Below are 16,515 nucleotides of genomic sequence, written 5' to 3'. Positions count from 1 at the left end.
GTGTTTTTATTGCAATTGGTTCATAGCCGTATTGAAGGAGAAATATATGAATCGGCACTTTATGCGCACCCCAACAGCACTTGCGGTCGCTTTAGTTATATCGTCAGGAATGGTTCAGGCCAACGAAGATGAAACCGTTGTTGTTCTTGGGCAGCAGCTTGAAGACAGCTCAGTAGGTCCAGATTTTAGCTACGTAGGATTAAGTAGTCGCACGGCAACAAAAACCGACGTTGCGATAGGTGAAACACCTCGTGCTATTTCCATTGTGACGCGTGAGCAAATGGACGACAGAGCGTCGATCAGTATTGCCGATGCATTGCAATACACACCGAGTATCCAAGCAAATTACTTCGGTGAAGATAACAAGCAAGATTGGTTTGTGATTCGTGGCTTTAAGCAAGCAAACAGCGGCTTGTATCAAGACGGAACGCGTTTGTACTCATCAGGCTTTTACAGCTGGCAAATCGACCCATTTGGGTTGGAGCGAGTAGAAATTTTACGTGGTCCTGGTTCTGCATTGTACGGCCAAACTCCTCCAGGTGGCGTCATAAATGTCGTGAGCAAGCGCCCTCAATTTGACGGTGGTTCTGGTCAGTTTGCTATTGAATACGGCACTGACGATCGTAAGCAAATTAGCTTAGATGTGAACTCTGAAGTTAACGAAAAAATGGCATTCCGCCTACAAGCGCTTGGTCGAAAAAATGGCAGCCGTGTTGATGGAGTAGAAGCTGAACGTATTTTCATCGCCCCTTCTCTGGCTTATAAATTCACAGACGACACCAAATTAACATTGTTAACCAGTTACCAAAAAGATGATTCCGACCCGTATCTGCAATTTTTGCCAATGGAAGGAACGTTAACATCGAATCCAAACGGGAAAATCAGTGATAGCACTGCGGTAGGCAATACCGATTGGGAAACGTTCGAGCGTGAACAACTGTCAGTAGGCTATGAATTTGAACATCATTTCAATGACAGTACTTACTTCATGCAGAATACGCGTTACAGCAAGATGGACATTAACCTCCGTCAAATGTATTCGCTTGGCTATGCGACAGATTATGGTTTAGGTGTTTATGACCCAACAAACAGCAAGGTTCTACGCGGGGCTTCCACAGAGGAAGGCACGTCTGACGCGTTTAATATAGACAACCGCGTTGTACACACCTTTAAAACTGGCGTTGTAGAACATACTTTGCTAGCTGGTATCGATTATCAAAGTATCGATATTGACAGTAAAGATTATGCTTCAGACCCATTTGTTGCCGATGGTAATAGCTCGATTATTGTTCCAGCTGGAGGGACTTTCGTTTCGATCGCAAACCCATTGTTTGATGTTTTCAACCCGTCCTATAGTAACAATGTCACTTTGCTGGATTCTAACTTTAGTGTTGTTGATGAATCTGACCGCCAAACCACTAAAACTAAAAACAATCAACTAGGCCTGTATTTACAAGACCAAATGATGATTGCGGACAAGTGGGCAGTGCAAATAGGTGTTCGTTACGACGATTCCCAAAATAAGACACATAACACGACAACGGGCGCAAAAACTAAGGTCGACAACGAAGAGTGGACAACTAACTTCGGTGTTGCTTATTTGATGGATAGCGGCTTTACACCTTATGCGAGCTACGCTCAGTCGTTTGACCCAATAATTCAACTTGACGCCAATGGTGACCCTGCGAAGCCAGAACGTGGCGAACAGTACGAACTTGGCTTGAAATACCAACCGCGTAGCTTTGACGGTTACTTCAACATTGCTGCGTTTGAAGTATCGAAAGAAAACTTAGCGCGTCAGGTCGCTGGCCAACTAACGCAAATTGGTGAGGTTCGTAACCGTGGTTTAGAGCTAGAAGCTGTTGCAAACGTGACTGAAGCATTAACCTTGATTGGTAACGTTTCATTCATTGATTCTGAAATAACAGCAGATTCGACAAGCAGTAATGTAGGCAACACGCCATCACAAATTGCTGACCAACTCGCTTCAGCTTGGGCAAATTACCGCTTCCTAAATGGTCCATTAGATGGCTTAACGATTGGTGCGGGTGCTCGTTACGTTGGTGATTCATATGCCGATAATACCGAAACAAACGTTGTTCCTTCATATACATTGTTTGACGCTACGTTAAGCTACCGTATTGAAGATTATAAGTTCCAAGTTGCAGCGAAAAACCTAGCAGATAAAGAGTACGTTGCTACATGTGATTACTACTGTTTCTACGGTGACCGTCGTAACGTGATTGCGAGCGTAACCTATGACTGGTAGCCACCAGCCTGCGAACACTCTGCCCGATGGGCAGAGTGTTTCTTTAACTGAAGGGCTAGATAGATATAGTGTTGAAGTGAGTAGCGGTTCTCTCGAAGTAGTACGAGAAACGGATCATTTTTGGCGACTTACAGAGATGACGGCTACCGAACAAGAAGCTCTCTCAGCGTTTGCGCTTTTGTTTTCCGCTAACTCAGATATTCGAACTATTGAACTCGGACAATTTAAAAGCGAAGTGTTGGATTCTTTGTCCTTTGAAACTGCCGAAGGCTTAAAAGTGCTATGGCGTGAAGCCGTTATGCAAACTCCGGAGTTATGGCTTAAGAATCGAAATCACGCCCTTTACCCACATAAGCAAGTTCTTGACGCTGCAGGGTATCATCCGGCAAGGCCAAAGCCTTTGTATGGGGAGCTATATCGTCGCTACATTCCAGAGCTAAACGCTGTACTTATATTAGAAGGGTTAGACGTTGATAAACATCTAACGTTGTTCAATAAATGGCAGAACACAAAGCGTGTTGCCAATTTCTGGGAACAGACTGGTTCGTTAGAAGAGCACAAGTTTTATTTAGAAGAATCCTGCAAAAACCATAAAAATCAACTGCTAATTGTATGTTTAGACAACCAGCCTTTTGCTTATATCGAAGTGTATTGGACAAAAGAAGATCGTATCGCGCCTTACTATGCAGCTGGCGACTACGATCGTGGGATACATATGTTGGTAGGCGAAGAGTCTCACCGCGGAGCACATAAAGTTGCTGCTTGGTTGCCTTCTGTTTGTCACTTCATCTATCTATCGGATCCTCGCACAGAAAAGATTGTTAGCGAGCCAAGAGCCGATAACAACAAAATGATTGGGTATCTACAAAAATACGGCTTTGCCAAAGTTAAAGAATTTGAATTTCCGCATAAGCGTGCGGCTTTAATGTGTCAGTTAAAAGACAGCTTTTTCAGTAACGAGTTCTAATCGAGAGCAGTTTGTACTGAAACAAGGAGTCGGAATAGGGCGCTTGTTTGCGCCTGCAAAATTTTCATGAGGTTATACATGACGAAACAAATTAAGGAATATGATGTTCTCGGAGTGGGCTTTGGTCCTGCTAATTTATCGATAGCTATTGCTTTGGAAGAGCAAGCTAAAGATAAAGGCTTAAGTTATTGCTTCTTGGAGCAAAAGCCTCATTTTGAATGGCACGGTGGTATGTTGTTAGATGGAACAAGAATGCAAATATCTTGTTTGAAAGATCTGGTGACATTACGAAATCCAACCAGTCCTTATTCATTCGTTAATTATTTGCACACCAAAGATAGGCTTAATGCGTTTATTAACTTAGGTAGTATGAACCCTTCTCGTGTTGAGTTTAACGACTATCTGACTTGGGTTGCTAATCAATTTTCAGAACGTGTAAATTACGGGCAGCGAGTCATTGATATTGAAGCGATTGATGAAAATGGTCAAAGCTCAAAAGTAAAAGTTACCTCTACCGATATACACGGCAACCAGACGGTTCGAATCGCTAAGAACCTTATTGTCGGTATGGGCGGGATGCCGAAACTTCCAAAACTGTTTGAAGGCCATGATAACGAACAAATCATCCACTCCTCGAAGTACAAAGCGTGGCGTGAAACCTTTAAGCCAAACTCAGAGCCAAAAATCGCGATCGTGGGTGCTGGGCAAAGTGCTGCTGAAATATTCGTTGATCTCACCAATCGTTATGCTGATGGTGAAGTTCACATGGTTAACCGCCGCTTTGCATTGCACCCGGCTGATGACAGTCCGTTTGTAAACGAGGTGTTTGATCCTGAGTTTACCGATCACATGTATGAAAGCACGCAAGAGCAGCGTGACCACATCCTTTCTCGATTTAGCGCGACTAACTATTCAGTTGTGGATACAGAAGAACTTAACGCCATTTACGAGCTGCTTTATTTGCAAAAAGTAACGGGTGAGGGTAACCATCAACATCTACGTTGTCATGACATCCAAGAAGTTGCTATGAAAGATGACAAAGTAGCGTTGCGTCTGAATGACACGATAAACAAAACACAGTTATGGAAGGAATACGATGCGATCATTCTTGCTACGGGCTATCGTTACGATGAGTTCAACCAAATGCTCAGCTCGATTGAACCCTTGATTGATAGTAAATCGGTAGCGCGTTCATACCAATTAGACATGAAGCCAAGTTGTGAAGTTAAGATCTTCCTGCAGGGGTGTTGTGAATCTTCTCATGGCCTGAGTGATACGCTTCTTTCTGTGTTGGCTGTTCGTTCTCAAGAGATCGTAGATGCGCTTCTCGAAAACTCACAGAACGAGCTAGAAAAAGCTTAGATTCTGTATGTGAACAATGTTGTGGTATTTGCTCGCAGCATATTTGTTTATCACGTGTTTCGAAGTACATATAGCCAAAACGCAAACGCCAAAATTATATTGGCGTTTTTTGTTCTTAAATATTAATTCAATCCATAGAGTCGCCAGTTGTGTGCTATACCATTTATCGGCCTAGCTGCCTAGGTTCGAGAATTATGGCTTGCCGCAAATTTGTTAATGTATCGATGAAATTTGTGTTGATATCGCCTTTAAATCAAACAACTAGCTGTTGATTAAAACGATCACTACGATTTATTGCAGCAGTTGTTGAGCACAAAGCCTATATTGACTAGAATGACGCACTTTTTTTATTTACGTACATACAGGTAATGAACATGAGCGATACTAATTCAAGACCAGCTTTACCAGATCATCTTGCAGGTAACCCACGCAGCCCACACCACGTTGCTGAGTGTTTCGAATACCCAATCGGCATTCGTCTAAATGGTAAAGAGCGTACTGATGTTGAAGAATACTGCATCAGCGAAGGTTGGGTTAAGATCCCTTCACCTAAAGCGCTAGATCGCTTTGGTCAACCAATGCTTATTACTCTAAAAGGCACTGTAGAAGCTTTTTACATCGAAGAATAATTGTTGGAGTAACTCGCTAATCCTTGGTGTCACTTGCCAATACTGAGTTACCAAGCGTTATTACTAGAAAAGGCCTAGAAAAATCTAGGCCTTTTTTGTTTTTCTGTGTTTACCATTATTCCAAAACCTTCGCTTACCATGCGATACCTGCACCAATTGAAAACTCCAAGTCTTCACCTTCTGCTTTGTCGAAACCGGCCGTTACCACAAAACCACTGTCCATAATGTAGGTTGCATCTAAGCCGCCAACTTGTTTGGTTGAACTGTCTGAGAACTTGTTCCTATCAAATGTGACATCAGTATGGGTGCGTTTAATGCCGTAGCCCGGTGTTATGTAAAGGTTTTCGGTTATACCAATAGGGACGTGAAACTGGTATTCATTGTCGCGTTGTTTGTATTCATAAGAAGAGGTGTCATCATTGTATGCAGAGCGTGTAAATTCAAAGCCATACCCCAGAGAACAACACCACGGTATTTGATGTAAGAAGCAGACCAATCACGCCAACCACGTTCAGCAGATAGACCAAATGTAATCGCGGTTTCATCTTGATTTTGCTCATAAGCGTGAACATTGGTAATAGATAACAACAATAAAGCGGTTAGAGCCAATAGAGGAAGGTTTTTGATGGTCATTTGATCACTCGCTTATGTTTACAGAATATTGGCGATCTCGGTATAAACCTAGACAACCATTAAATTGGTCACGTAATTCGAATCATCCTTGAAAGATTGAAGCATTTTACTGAAAGAGCTACGTAGAAATATTGGTAGGAAAAGAAGGGCACTCAAACGTACTGTTTGAATGCCCGGCAGTTCTGTTTTATTAAGAATGATTACTTCAGCGTACGAAGCTTATTTGCCTGTATCTTTGCTCGAACTTTGGTAACGGCTGCTTGCGAAGGTAAGTTATCTTTTACCTTGCTCTTTATCTCTGCTACTGGGATGAAGTTCCATTGGCCGTTGTGATACTTCACCACAAATGTTTCTCTGCTCATCTCCTCACGGAATACCCAAACACCGTCATCGAGACGTTTAAAGTCACCAACTACATTTCCACTTGTATCTCGCACAGTCCAGAAGGTGTAATCATTGTCGGCATAAGTGATGGAATCTTTTCTGCCTGAGATCATTTTGTCTCCAGAGCTAATCGTGACATAGTTATCACGAATGATGATTTCACCAACACGCTTGTCATCCACATAGATGCTATAGAGGGTTTCTTCTTCACTAGAGCGCTCTTTTACTGCCCCGATGTTCGCCTCATCAGTATCCGTATTAAAAAATGGAATATCACCCAACTCAGGGATATGTACGAAACCCAAATCAGCTTGTGCAATTTTGTCTTTTAGACCGGGTGCATCTACACCATATTCAGGGTCTACGTTCTCATAACCGCCATCGTTATCGGTATCATCTTGCCCGAAACCGGGATCGATATTTTCAAAACCGTAGTCACCATCAAATTCAGGTTGTGTCGGTTCAGATGTACCACCTGATGAACAGCCAGCTAAAACAGTAGCAAGTACAAGAGCGATAAGTGATTTGTTCATGATATTTCCTATCGTTTAATTAATTAGTAAGAAGCTGATGACTGCACACCATACCCAAAATATTGGGCGAACAAATAAAGTTGTTTTGGGCATTGCTGCATCACTTGAGGTTGTACGATACGTAATCACCAGCGTTCAATAAATAAACGGAAGCATAGGTTTGACATCACGATTGGTTATGTATTTAAGATTCAAAAGAAAGCCATAGAATATAAGTGCGATTGTAGGTTGGTGGGATGGTGGAGTTTCTACACCTTGATTTGTTTTTAATGAATAACTTGTTCGATATTTGCTCATTCGAACAAAATGTACCCACTTAATGTTTCCTGAAGTTAGATATACAAAAACGAAAATATGAAGCGCAGTCTAATTAAATGAAACTAATATGCTGTATTTAAAGTTATTTATTGTTAATAGATAGCTATATCACAGAAAATAATCCTGAAGCACATACAATTCCCCTGATTTCGAATGAGCGTTTAATTTTTTCGTTCGAGCATTTTCAATTTCTATCGCCCAATAATTATGAGGTTCCTATGTTTGGAATATTCAAACCTATGGCGCATATCGATCGTTTATCGTCAGATAAGATTGATAGCACCTACACACGTTTACGATGGCAGCTTTTTCTCGGCATCTTTGTTGGTTATGCAGGGTACTACTTAGTACGCAAAAACTTCAGTTTGGCGATGCCATACCTTATTGAACAAGGGTATAGCCGAGGCGAACTAGGGGTTGCTTTAGCCGCAGTATCCATCGCTTACGGTTTATCTAAGTTTTTAATGGGGAGCGTGTCGGACCGTTCTAACCCTCGTTATTTCCTCAGTGGCGGCTTGTTGATGTCGGCATTGGTGATGTTCTGCTTTGGTTTTATGCCATGGGCGACAGGTAGTATTACTGCGATGTTTATCCTGTTGTTTCTAAATGGTTGGTTTCAAGGTATGGGTTGGCCGGCCTGTGGGCGAACCATGGTTCACTGGTGGTCACGAAAAGAACGCGGCGAGATAGTCTCCGTATGGAACGTGGCACACAATGTCGGTGGCGGCTTGATCGGCCCAATGTTCCTATTGGGGCTTTGGGCTTTTAATGACGACTGGCGAACCGCTTTTTATGTTCCTGCATTTTTTGCCACTCTCGTTGCTATTTTTGTTTGGTTCACTGTAAGAGATACACCTCAGTCTTGTGGCTTACCACCAATTGAAGAACACAAAGACGATTACCCAGACGACTACGATAAATCCCATGAGAAAGAAATGACGGCGAAAGAGATTTTCTTTAAGTACGTTTTCTCTAACAAGTTGTTGTGGTCAATCGCGATTGCTAATGCGTTTGTTTACCTTATTCGTTATGGTGTACTTGATTGGGCTCCGGTCTACTTGAAAGAAGCAAAAGACTTCTCAGTAGATAAATCTTCTTGGGCTTACTTCTTGTATGAGTGGGCGGGTATACCTGGCACGCTACTGTGTGGTTGGATTTCAGATAAATTGTTTAAAGGCCGACGCGCACCTGCAGGTATCTTGTTCATGGTTTTGGTTACTATCGCTGTATTAGTTTATTGGCTAAACCCAGCAGGTAACCCAACAATTGACATGTTGGCGCTGATTGCAATTGGTTTCCTTATCTATGGTCCGGTAATGCTCATCGGCTTATACGCACTAGAGCTTGCTCCTAAAAAAGCTGCAGGTACAGCGGCAGGCTTAACAGGTCTGTTTGGTTACTTAGGTGGTGCGGTTGCTGCAAACGCAGTGCTTGGGTTTATGGTTGACCATTACGGTTGGGATGGTGGTTTCATTATTTTGGTGGGCGCTTGTATTGCATCATTAATTTGTTTGCTTTATGCCTTCATGGGTGAGCGAGCACATCATAAACAAAAAAATCTTGAAAAAGAGAAAGAAGCGTTAGCTTAACGGCTCTTTAACCTAATAAAACAACGTCAATAAATCAAAGAGGCAGGATATTCCTGCCTCTTTTCTATCAAAGGAATGGAAATAATGAAAACAACGTCAATGTGTATGACTCTTTTGGCATTGAGCTTATCAGCAAACGCATTTGCTGAACCTTTAGTGATTGCGCATCGCGGTGCATCAGGTTATTTACCTGAACATACGTTGCCTGCCAAAGCACTTGCCTATGCAATGAAACCTGACTATATCGAACAAGACGTGGTGATGACCAAAGACGATCAATTGGTGGTGTTACATGATCACTATTTAGATAGAGTCACCGATGTTGCTGACCGCTTTCCAACACGAGCACGCGCTGATGGCCGCTACTATGCCATTGATTTTACGCTTGCCGAGATCAAATCATTAAAAGTGACTGAAGGCTTTAACCTCGATGAACAAGGCAACAGAGTGGCAGGGTACCCAACACGTTTCCCTATGTGGCAGTCTGATTTCCGGGTCGCTACTTTTGCAGAAGAAATCGAATTGATCCAAGGCTTAAACAAGACGCTCGGTTATGACGTAGGCATTTATCCTGAAATCAAAGCACCTTGGTTCCACCGTCATGAAGGGAAAGATATCTCTAAAGCCGTGCTTGCTACGTTGAATCAATATGGTTATTTATCGCAAGACGACAAGGTCTATTTGCAGTGTTTTGACGCCAACGAATTGCAACGAATTAATGATGAGTTAATGCCAGCCATGGAAATGGATCTCAAACTTGTTCAGTTGATGGCTTACACCGATTGGAACGAAACCATGACTTACAAGGGCGACAAAGCCACACCATACAGTTACGACTGGATGTTTGAGAAAGGCGGCATGGAAAAAGTCGCTACCTACGCTGACGGCATTGGCCCTTGGAAACCTATGTTGGTAGACGATGCATCGACCAAAGATAACATCATTATTAAACCATTGATGAAGTCAGCAAAAGACGCGGGCTTAGACGTTCACCCGTATACGTTCCGTGCCGATCCAGGAAGAATCCCAGCCTATGCTGATAACTTTGATGGTATGTTGGATGTCTTTTACAACCAAGTTAAAGTCGATGGCGTGTTTACCGACTTCCCAGACAAAGCGGTAGAGTTCCTTAACCGTTAATTCCCTTCCAGTTACGAAGCACTAATAACGAGATACGAAGAGCTAAAAGTAAAACTTAAAAATGCTTTTAGTTCTTCCTTGTGAGCCTCGTTCTCACTGTAATTACCATTTTGAAATTCCTAGGTTTACACCAATCTCTCCCCTTGATAGCTTACCAACATTACAGTCTGTTATTTCTCACTGACTGAACCTTATATTCAAACTGGAAAAATCATGGAAGAAAGAAGCAAAGATTATCTCGATAGTTACCTCAATACATTGCCAACCGAAGTGGCTTCTCAATATACGTCTTTTAGTTCCGACTATTACTGCGCTGATGAATACAACGCCAATCTCTGCGCTCAGTTGATTCTCAAAGGCGAAAAACAGGCGTCTTGCAGCCTTGAATATTGGTACAGCCATGAAGGGGAAGCGATGCCTGTCGTAGGGCATTTGCAAGTCGTCACTGATTGGGATGGCAAGCCAGTTTGTATTGTAGAGATTACTTCAGTCTCACAGTGCAAATACAACGAAGTCACTGCTGAATTTGCTGCCGCGGAAGGTGAGGGTGATAAAACACTCGAATGGTGGAGAGAAGCGCACTGGAACTTCTTCTCGCGTGAATGTGAAGAGCTCAAAATATCGCCAGCTGAAGACATGTTACTCGTATTAGAGCGCTTCAAAGTGGTTTATCAATAAAGGGTATTTTGTTGATTCACAATACGTGAAATTTTGTGTTTAGGAGATCGTGCTCAATAAACAGCAACAAGGTTGACCACAATGAGCTTAACTGTTCGAGAAGTTCTTATAAGCTCGCTTGAGGGCTAGATAATTCATCGCATGCAGGAGGCAAGATGAACAATATTACAAAGCAAATCGATCTAACAAAAATCGTGTTATTCGACTGGGGCAATACGCTGATGGTCGATTTCCCAGATGTACAAGGGAAGATGTGTGACTGGGAGAGAGTTAAAGTGGTCGAGTGTGCTCGGGAAATACTTTGTGAACTATCTAAAACCCACCAGCTTTATGTTGCGACTAACGCATTAGACTCAAGCGAGCAAGACATTTACCCAGCACTTGAAGCGGGTTTGCAAGCGGTGTGGTTGAACACTAGTCGAGTTGATTTTAAGTCAGAGCCCCCCCGTATCGTGCAAATTAAAAACCTAAGCGAACTGTTGGAGAAGCGCGATTAACTCTCTGAAATTCAGCCTAGATAAAGCACTTGTCTGTTTTGACGTCAATCTCCCATCTCTTTGTTGTTTAATCCTTTAAGCTAACTCTAGTTTCCACTATGAGGGCTAGATTATGAGTATCGAACGTCACGGAATATCGGTTGGAATTGAACGTGTTAACGGTGAAACCATTGTTGTGTTTAAAGCGAAAGGAAAACTCACACACAATGATTACCAAGCAATGATACCAATTCTAAATACAACATTAGAAGAACTCGATTCATCTGAACTTAAGATGCTGGTCGATATATCATCTTTAACAGGTTGGGAGTTGCGGGCTGCTTGGGACGATTTCAAATTGGGATTAGAGCTCAATTCGAAGATAGACAAAATTGCTATTTACGGCGATAAAAGTTGGCAAGAAATGGCATCAAAAGTCGGCAGTTGGTTTGTGTCGGGTGAGATTAAGTCATTTGAAGATCACGACTCTGCACTTAAGTGGCTAGTCGATTGATCCTATTCGCAGACAGTTATAGATCAATCTGTAAACAACACTAATGACAGTTGACGCTCATTGTCTCGAAAGCTGTCATTTTTCATTTTGGCTATGATAATTCCTATTCGACTCCATAGAGTATATTCATTCCAGCGTGTAACATACCCAGGCTTTGTTTGGTCGAGAGTAATAGTGTGACCAGATTCAGTAAAACGATAACTAAAACAAAAATAAGGTCTAACGACATGCATAAGGTAATTGATAAGCTGGCTTGGATATTCATCAAAGACGGCAAGTTGTTGATGGTGAGATCAAAAGGCAAAGAACTGTTCTACCTACCGGGTGGTAAGCGTGAAGTTGGCGAAAGTGACGAACAAGCACTAGTTCGCGAAATCAAAGAAGAGATCTCTGTCGATTTAGTGTCAGACTCCATTAAATACGTTGAGACCTTTACAGGCCAAGCTGATGGCAAAGCGGAAGGCGTATCAGTGCAATTGACTTGTTATCTTGCTGATTATACTGGCGAACTGTCTCCAGATGCCGAAATCGAAGAGCTTAAGTTTGTTGATGGCAACGACAGAGCGGTATGTTCATTGGCGGCACTGGTTGCGCTTGATTGGTTAGAAGCGAACCAGTATTTGGCTTAAGGTTTTAGCTGATATTAGCTCATGCTGAAGATTGATCTTCAAAAGATCATCGCTTACGAATAGCTTGAAGGGCGGCTGTCTTTCATCAACAGGTCGAGTTTCCTTTGAGCTTTCTTCGCGTCTTGTAAATCCACCACCTCAATCATTTCACACTCATCTCGTACCATCTCATTAATCAGGCTTGGATAGTGTCTGCAATCTTCTGGTCGGTCTAAGTAAATGCTGCATGTGTACTTGGCTTTAGCCTTGGTGTCTTTCGTCGGAACTAGCTCTAGAAAAGGGCAGCGAGTTAAACGTTCGCCTGATTCAGGGTCGAACCAGATCTCGCTTCCTCGAACATATTCAAAGATGTCTGGATTGAACAACTCCCACAAATCAATCTCTTCTTGCGTTGCGGCAAGGTCACCATCTCCGTATTTGATACAGCATTTCCCGCATTGATTACAATTTTTCATTAGTGACTTCATTGGTTGGTGAGCTTTTGTCATTTTACCACTGATAGGCGTGGCACGTTGCCTTAGTTGTTCATGCTTATACCGTTAAGGGGCGCGAACTTGGAATAGCGACACTTAAAATTAATTTATCTATGCACGACCACTCCAATCAAAGCTGTAAACAGTGATACAATTTGTGCCTCTCACGTTATTCAAGCAAAGGCATCAAAATGAGAACGGTATACACCACCGAAGGCAACATCAACGCAAAGAAACAAAAAGACGCTTACCCAAAGCTCGCTTTATGTGACAAGTGCATAGGTGATTATGTGGTTATCGAGCAAGGTGAACGAACTTATAAGCCTTGTGCTAAATGTGGTGCCGACGATTAATGCGCCTTGATAAATACCTATGTAAAAGCACTGACCTAACCAAGCCTGAAGCGATTGAACGCATCCGTAATAGCGAGGTGAATGTAAACAGTGAGACTGTCATCGATGAATCGACTCAGGTTCACGAAAGCAACACCATCTTGTTAAACAGCACGCCGCTTCATTTACGTGAATTTCGTTACCTCTTAATGCACAAGCCTGCGGGTACTATTTGCTCCAATATCGACGAAGTCTATCCCTCGCTGTTCAACTACATCGAGATAGGCAAAGTATCAGAATTGCACATAGCAGGGCGCTTAGATGCTGACACCACAGGCTTAGTTTTGATTACCGATGATGGGCGATGGTCATTCAATATTACGCTGCCAACCAAGTCATGTAAGAAGGTATACCGCGTGACATTGTCACGAGATATCAAAGATGATGTCGCTGATAAGTTCAAAGCGGGCATTCAATTGCAAGGCGAACAAAAACCGACGCGTCCGGCAGAGCTTGAAGTGATTACCAGTAAAGAAGTGCTGTTGACTATTACAGAAGGTAAGTTTCATCAAGTAAAACGAATGTTTGCTGCGGTAGGGAATCGAGTTGTTGGTCTTCACCGTGAACAGATTGGTGATGTTCGTTTAGATGTTGAAGTAGGTCAGTGGCGTTATCTAACCAAAGCCGAAGTCGACTCATTTCAGCAGGGCTCGGAATAAATGTTTTAATCTCTTAAAGCGAGTTAGCATCAGAATATCAATACTATAAGGATGTAGGGTGTAGGATGGAAAACCTCAAAGTCTCAGAAATTAAGTCTTTCGTACCCGCGAAAGACTTAATTTATCTAAGCGTTTTTACCAGTCAATCGGCTTTGAAGTTATGTCTGAATTTCACGATATTTCATATCTACGACACGGCAGTTGTGCCTTCCTTCTGCAAAACTTTTATGAACCTGCGCATTGTCACAATTACATGATGCACTTGCTGGTTGAAGACGTAAAAAGTTGGTATCAACACATCCAAAACTCTAATGTAGCGTCGGAATTTGAAGTTACCGTTTCCGAGGTTGTTGAGCAGCCTTGGGGAATGCTTGAGTTTTGTATCACTGACCCAAGTAGTGTCCCATTTATTTGTTTATAACGACAGTATCAACGCTCAACAGTTTTCATTTAATAGTTCTAGTAACAGCAACGTTTAACATTATGAATATATTTAACTGATTCAATATGCGTGGCATTTTTGGCCCAATTCAGTGTTCGTTCATGGCCTAATGAGTTAGGCTAGGTCACAACGTTACCCATATATTACACGGGTGAATTAGGGACTTTCAGTTAAGGAGATCAAATGTACCAGGGAAGTTGTTTGTGCGGTTCAATACAGTTGTCACTAAAAGGTAGTGTCTCCAACATTATTCATTGCCATTGCTCTCTCTGTCGCAAAGCGAGCGGCAGTGCTTACGCCACTAATGGTTTTATCGAAGCTGAAAACCTAATTCTCACTGATGCAGACAACACTCTCACTTATTACGAAAGTAGTGAGGGTAAGCGTAAGTACTTTTGTAATACATGTGGCAGTCCAATTTATAGTTCAAATGACCAATCACCAAAAAGACTTCGTCTTCGATTAGGCATATTAGACACCGATATTTCAGAGCGTCCTATTTCACATAATTTTGTTACTTCAAAAGCCAATTGGGAAGATTTAGACGCGCAGCTTCCACGTAGTGAAAAGCACGAAGTTGGGAGAACCTAGTGTAAATTTAACCCTAATTAATTTTCAATTGTAAAAAGAAATGCTGTATCAAAAATCTAGCTATGTTTGGTGGTTAGAGAAGGCAAAGTTCTCGTCCAAAAACGTTATAGACGTGGTCAAGGTATAGGCCATTCCTCTTGATGATTTTATGCCGCTGATACTGATTTTATTAGTAACCATTTAAGCCAGTACTTGTATCTGTTGACTAAAGGTAGTCTTGTTTCATATGATGATAAATATAATATAACTTTATTATATTTATCAAGAGCATGGAGTTCGCCTTTGAATGGTGCTATTGGATTGGACTTCGGGTTTTTGTTTGTGATGCTATTCGCGACTTCGTTATATAAACTCGACCATGTTTTTTATCACCTGCTTTTGGGCCATCAAGTTTAACGTTATTTTTCACCCTAATTCCGAGCGCGTTCGAGTTTAAAGGACACAAGTAATGAAGACGTTTTTAGCGACATTTCTCGCCATGTTTTGTTTGGTGTCTGTTTATGTGAAAGCGAATGATCGCTTATTAAAACAGGCGTATGAAAATAATCAAAGTGATATTCAAGTTCGCGGATCAGGCACGGTTTATCGAATCCTGCCTGATGATAATAAAGGCTCTCGACATCAAAAATTCATTCTACGTCTCGCCAGTAAACAGACCTTATTGGTTGCTCATAATATCGATTTGGCACCACGTATACCAAATCTAAAACGTGGAGACAGAGTCGAATTTTACGGAGAGTATGAATGGAACAATAAAGGTGGGGTGATGCATTGGACCCATCGAGACCCTCGTAACAATCATGCTCATGGTTGGTTAAAACACCAAGGTGAAGTGTACGAATAAGGGTTACCTCACTAATGATGGTAAGTGATTCTCGAGTCGCTAGTTACTATTTCAGATGTAATGAGGCGTCCTGGTTTATTGGTTATCAAGATAAGGATTATTTATGCAGAAAATGGAGTTTGTAAGAGTCCTACTGGTAGAAAAGGGCGTGAAACCTCAATTAACGAATCCATACTTTTACCTATGGTGGAAGTTACTTCGTATTGAAGCGAAGCCTCGGGTATTTGAAAGCCCGTTTAAGTTGTTTTTTCTTCAAGCTATATTTGGCTCTGTTTTTTGGGGTGGATTTATGTGGTTGTTATTTTGGCAGTTTGAAGGTTTCACAACATTCCAAGTGTATTGCTCTTTGTTCTTCGGTTTATTTACCGGGTTATGCTCTGCTCTTGAGGTGGCTAGAGCACGACGGAAGTATGGGCTCAGCACACTAGAACGGTGGCTTGAACAGAATAAACTCACAGAGAACTAACAATACACTGAGGTATAAAATTTTGAAGAAGTTAATAGCGTTTATTGCCTGTTCCAATCTTGTCACGTTTGGATCGATTTATGTGCTTGAGTGGCAGTTTGGTTATCTCTCTATTCACTTTTTAAGTGACTACGCATTTTATACGATGCTGGTTCTCCTTGGGTTAGGAACGTTGTTTTCATTTACTGGACATACCGTTGGATATAGTGATCCAAGTAATGTGGCAGGAGTGACTGCGAGTAGTCTGATCGATAATGATTCAGCCAAAACGACGGTAGTGAATAAGTTGGAAAACACGAACTTAGGAAGCCGTTTCTTGATCGCCAGCTTAGTACCTCTGGTTTTTTGTGTGTTTGCATAACTTTATTGTTCCGCTGCTTATTAACGGGTGTTGAGCTGATAATATCGCTAGGCTCATTCTGTATTTTTTAAATGAATCCAATTGACATGTTACTTCCAATATATGAAAGTGACTGTATGAAAACTAGTCAAAAGCACGTTAATTACCGAATTATCATCATTCCATA

18 protein-coding genes and 2 pseudogenes are annotated in these 16,515 nt (G+C 41.9%); 17 read left to right on the top strand and 3 right to left on the bottom strand.

Annotated features, from left to right (window positions below; genetic code table 11):
- Positions 1-61: 61 nt before the first annotated feature.
- From L8S15_RS16070 to L8S15_RS16055, 4 genes are all read left to right on the top strand, one after another.
- Entirely contained in the window at positions 62-2,269 is a 2,208-nt protein-coding gene (locus L8S15_RS16070) for a TonB-dependent receptor (RefSeq protein ID WP_010441111.1), read from the top strand.
- On the top strand, positions 2,259-3,236 hold the full coding sequence (locus L8S15_RS16065; RefSeq protein WP_280574159.1) for a GNAT family N-acetyltransferase: 978 nt from the start codon (positions 2,259-2,261) through the stop codon (positions 3,234-3,236). The genes L8S15_RS16070 and L8S15_RS16065 overlap by 11 nt, the downstream gene beginning before the upstream one ends.
- A 78-nt stretch (positions 3,237-3,314) precedes the next feature.
- Positions 3,315-4,598 carry a lysine N(6)-hydroxylase/L-ornithine N(5)-oxygenase family protein gene (locus L8S15_RS16060; protein WP_016769245.1) on the top strand — a complete coding sequence of 428 codons (1,284 nt, stop codon included), beginning with the start codon at positions 3,315-3,317 and terminating at the stop codon, positions 4,596-4,598.
- Between the two features lie 374 nt (positions 4,599-4,972).
- On the top strand, positions 4,973-5,227 hold the full coding sequence (locus L8S15_RS16055; protein ID WP_010441105.1) for a DUF3297 family protein: 255 nt from the start codon (positions 4,973-4,975) through the stop codon (positions 5,225-5,227).
- Between the two features lie 133 nt (positions 5,228-5,360).
- Here the strand turns inward: L8S15_RS16055 and L8S15_RS16050 are convergent.
- Both L8S15_RS16050 and L8S15_RS16045 read right to left on the bottom strand, forming a co-directional pair.
- Positions 5,361-5,860, bottom strand: a pseudogene (locus L8S15_RS16050) (hypothetical protein).
- A gap of 200 nt (positions 5,861-6,060) precedes the next feature.
- The gene (locus L8S15_RS16045) at positions 6,061-6,777 is read right to left on the bottom strand and encodes a lipoprotein (RefSeq protein ID WP_102313176.1); all 717 of its coding nucleotides are present in this window, start codon (positions 6,775-6,777) and stop codon (positions 6,061-6,063) included.
- Between the two features lie 536 nt (positions 6,778-7,313).
- On the opposite strand from L8S15_RS16045, the gene glpT reads away from it, so the two are divergent.
- The 6 genes from glpT to L8S15_RS16015 all read left to right on the top strand — a co-directional run bounded on the left by glpT (position 7,314) and on the right by L8S15_RS16015 (position 12,121).
- The gene (glpT, locus tag L8S15_RS16040; RefSeq protein WP_016769248.1) at positions 7,314-8,684 is read left to right on the top strand and encodes a glycerol-3-phosphate transporter; all 1,371 of its coding nucleotides are present in this window, start codon (positions 7,314-7,316) and stop codon (positions 8,682-8,684) included.
- A gap of 84 nt (positions 8,685-8,768) precedes the next feature.
- Positions 8,769-9,824: a glycerophosphodiester phosphodiesterase gene (glpQ, locus tag L8S15_RS16035; protein ID WP_016798570.1), complete on the top strand. Its 1,056-nt coding sequence runs from the start codon at positions 8,769-8,771 to the stop codon at positions 9,822-9,824.
- Between the two features lie 213 nt (positions 9,825-10,037).
- On the top strand, positions 10,038-10,502 hold the full coding sequence (locus tag L8S15_RS16030; protein WP_010441096.1) for an ASCH domain-containing protein: 465 nt from the start codon (positions 10,038-10,040) through the stop codon (positions 10,500-10,502).
- A 155-nt stretch (positions 10,503-10,657) separates the two neighbouring features.
- Positions 10,658-10,999, top strand: a complete 342-nt coding sequence (locus tag L8S15_RS16025) for a hypothetical protein (RefSeq protein ID WP_280574149.1) — start codon at positions 10,658-10,660, stop codon at positions 10,997-10,999.
- A gap of 112 nt (positions 11,000-11,111) precedes the next feature.
- The gene (locus tag L8S15_RS16020; protein WP_010441092.1) at positions 11,112-11,492 is read left to right on the top strand and encodes an STAS/SEC14 domain-containing protein; all 381 of its coding nucleotides are present in this window, start codon (positions 11,112-11,114) and stop codon (positions 11,490-11,492) included.
- Between the two features lie 227 nt (positions 11,493-11,719).
- A complete protein-coding gene (locus L8S15_RS16015) occupies positions 11,720-12,121 on the top strand; it encodes an NUDIX domain-containing protein (protein ID WP_016797038.1) in 402 nt (133 codons plus the stop codon).
- A gap of 53 nt (positions 12,122-12,174) precedes the next feature.
- Here the strand turns inward: L8S15_RS16015 and L8S15_RS16010 are convergent, their stop codons facing one another.
- Entirely contained in the window at positions 12,175-12,576 is a 402-nt protein-coding gene (locus L8S15_RS16010; protein WP_032545446.1) for a YkgJ family cysteine cluster protein, read from the bottom strand.
- 209 nt (positions 12,577-12,785) lie between these two features.
- On the opposite strand from L8S15_RS16010, the gene L8S15_RS16005 reads away from it, so the two are divergent.
- The 7 genes and pseudogenes from L8S15_RS16005 to L8S15_RS15975 all read left to right on the top strand — a co-directional run bounded on the left by L8S15_RS16005 (position 12,786) and on the right by L8S15_RS15975 (position 16,349).
- Positions 12,786-12,947, top strand: a complete 162-nt coding sequence (locus L8S15_RS16005; protein WP_010441083.1) for a hypothetical protein — start codon at positions 12,786-12,788, stop codon at positions 12,945-12,947.
- Positions 12,947-13,645 (top strand): pseudouridine synthase, encoded by a 699-nt coding sequence (locus L8S15_RS16000; RefSeq protein WP_016797040.1) that lies wholly within the window; start codon positions 12,947-12,949, stop codon positions 13,643-13,645. Before L8S15_RS16005 ends, L8S15_RS16000 begins: the two co-directional genes overlap by 1 nt.
- A gap of 65 nt (positions 13,646-13,710) precedes the next feature.
- Positions 13,711-14,066, top strand: a pseudogene (locus tag L8S15_RS15995) (glyoxalase).
- Positions 14,067-14,270: 204 nt separating this feature from the next.
- On the top strand, positions 14,271-14,678 hold the full coding sequence (locus L8S15_RS15990; RefSeq protein WP_016788698.1) for a GFA family protein: 408 nt from the start codon (positions 14,271-14,273) through the stop codon (positions 14,676-14,678).
- Positions 14,679-15,126: 448 nt separating this feature from the next.
- Positions 15,127-15,522, top strand: coding sequence for a DUF3465 domain-containing protein (locus L8S15_RS15985; protein WP_016788697.1), 396 nt, complete (start codon positions 15,127-15,129; stop codon positions 15,520-15,522).
- Between the two features lie 103 nt (positions 15,523-15,625).
- Complete coding sequence (locus L8S15_RS15980; protein WP_016797043.1) at positions 15,626-15,988, top strand: DUF6404 family protein; 363 nt, start codon at positions 15,626-15,628, stop codon at positions 15,986-15,988.
- A gap of 82 nt (positions 15,989-16,070) precedes the next feature.
- A complete protein-coding gene (locus tag L8S15_RS15975; RefSeq protein ID WP_016769253.1) occupies positions 16,071-16,349 on the top strand; it encodes a hypothetical protein in 279 nt (92 codons plus the stop codon).
- Positions 16,350-16,515: the final 166 nt, after the last annotated feature.

Origin of the sequence: Vibrio sp. S/42/10, from assembly GCF_029890535.1 — a bacterium.
Classification (GTDB): Bacteria; Pseudomonadota; Gammaproteobacteria; order Enterobacterales; family Vibrionaceae; genus Vibrio; species Vibrio cyclitrophicus.
This window is presented reverse-complemented; position numbering and strand designations above follow the sequence as displayed.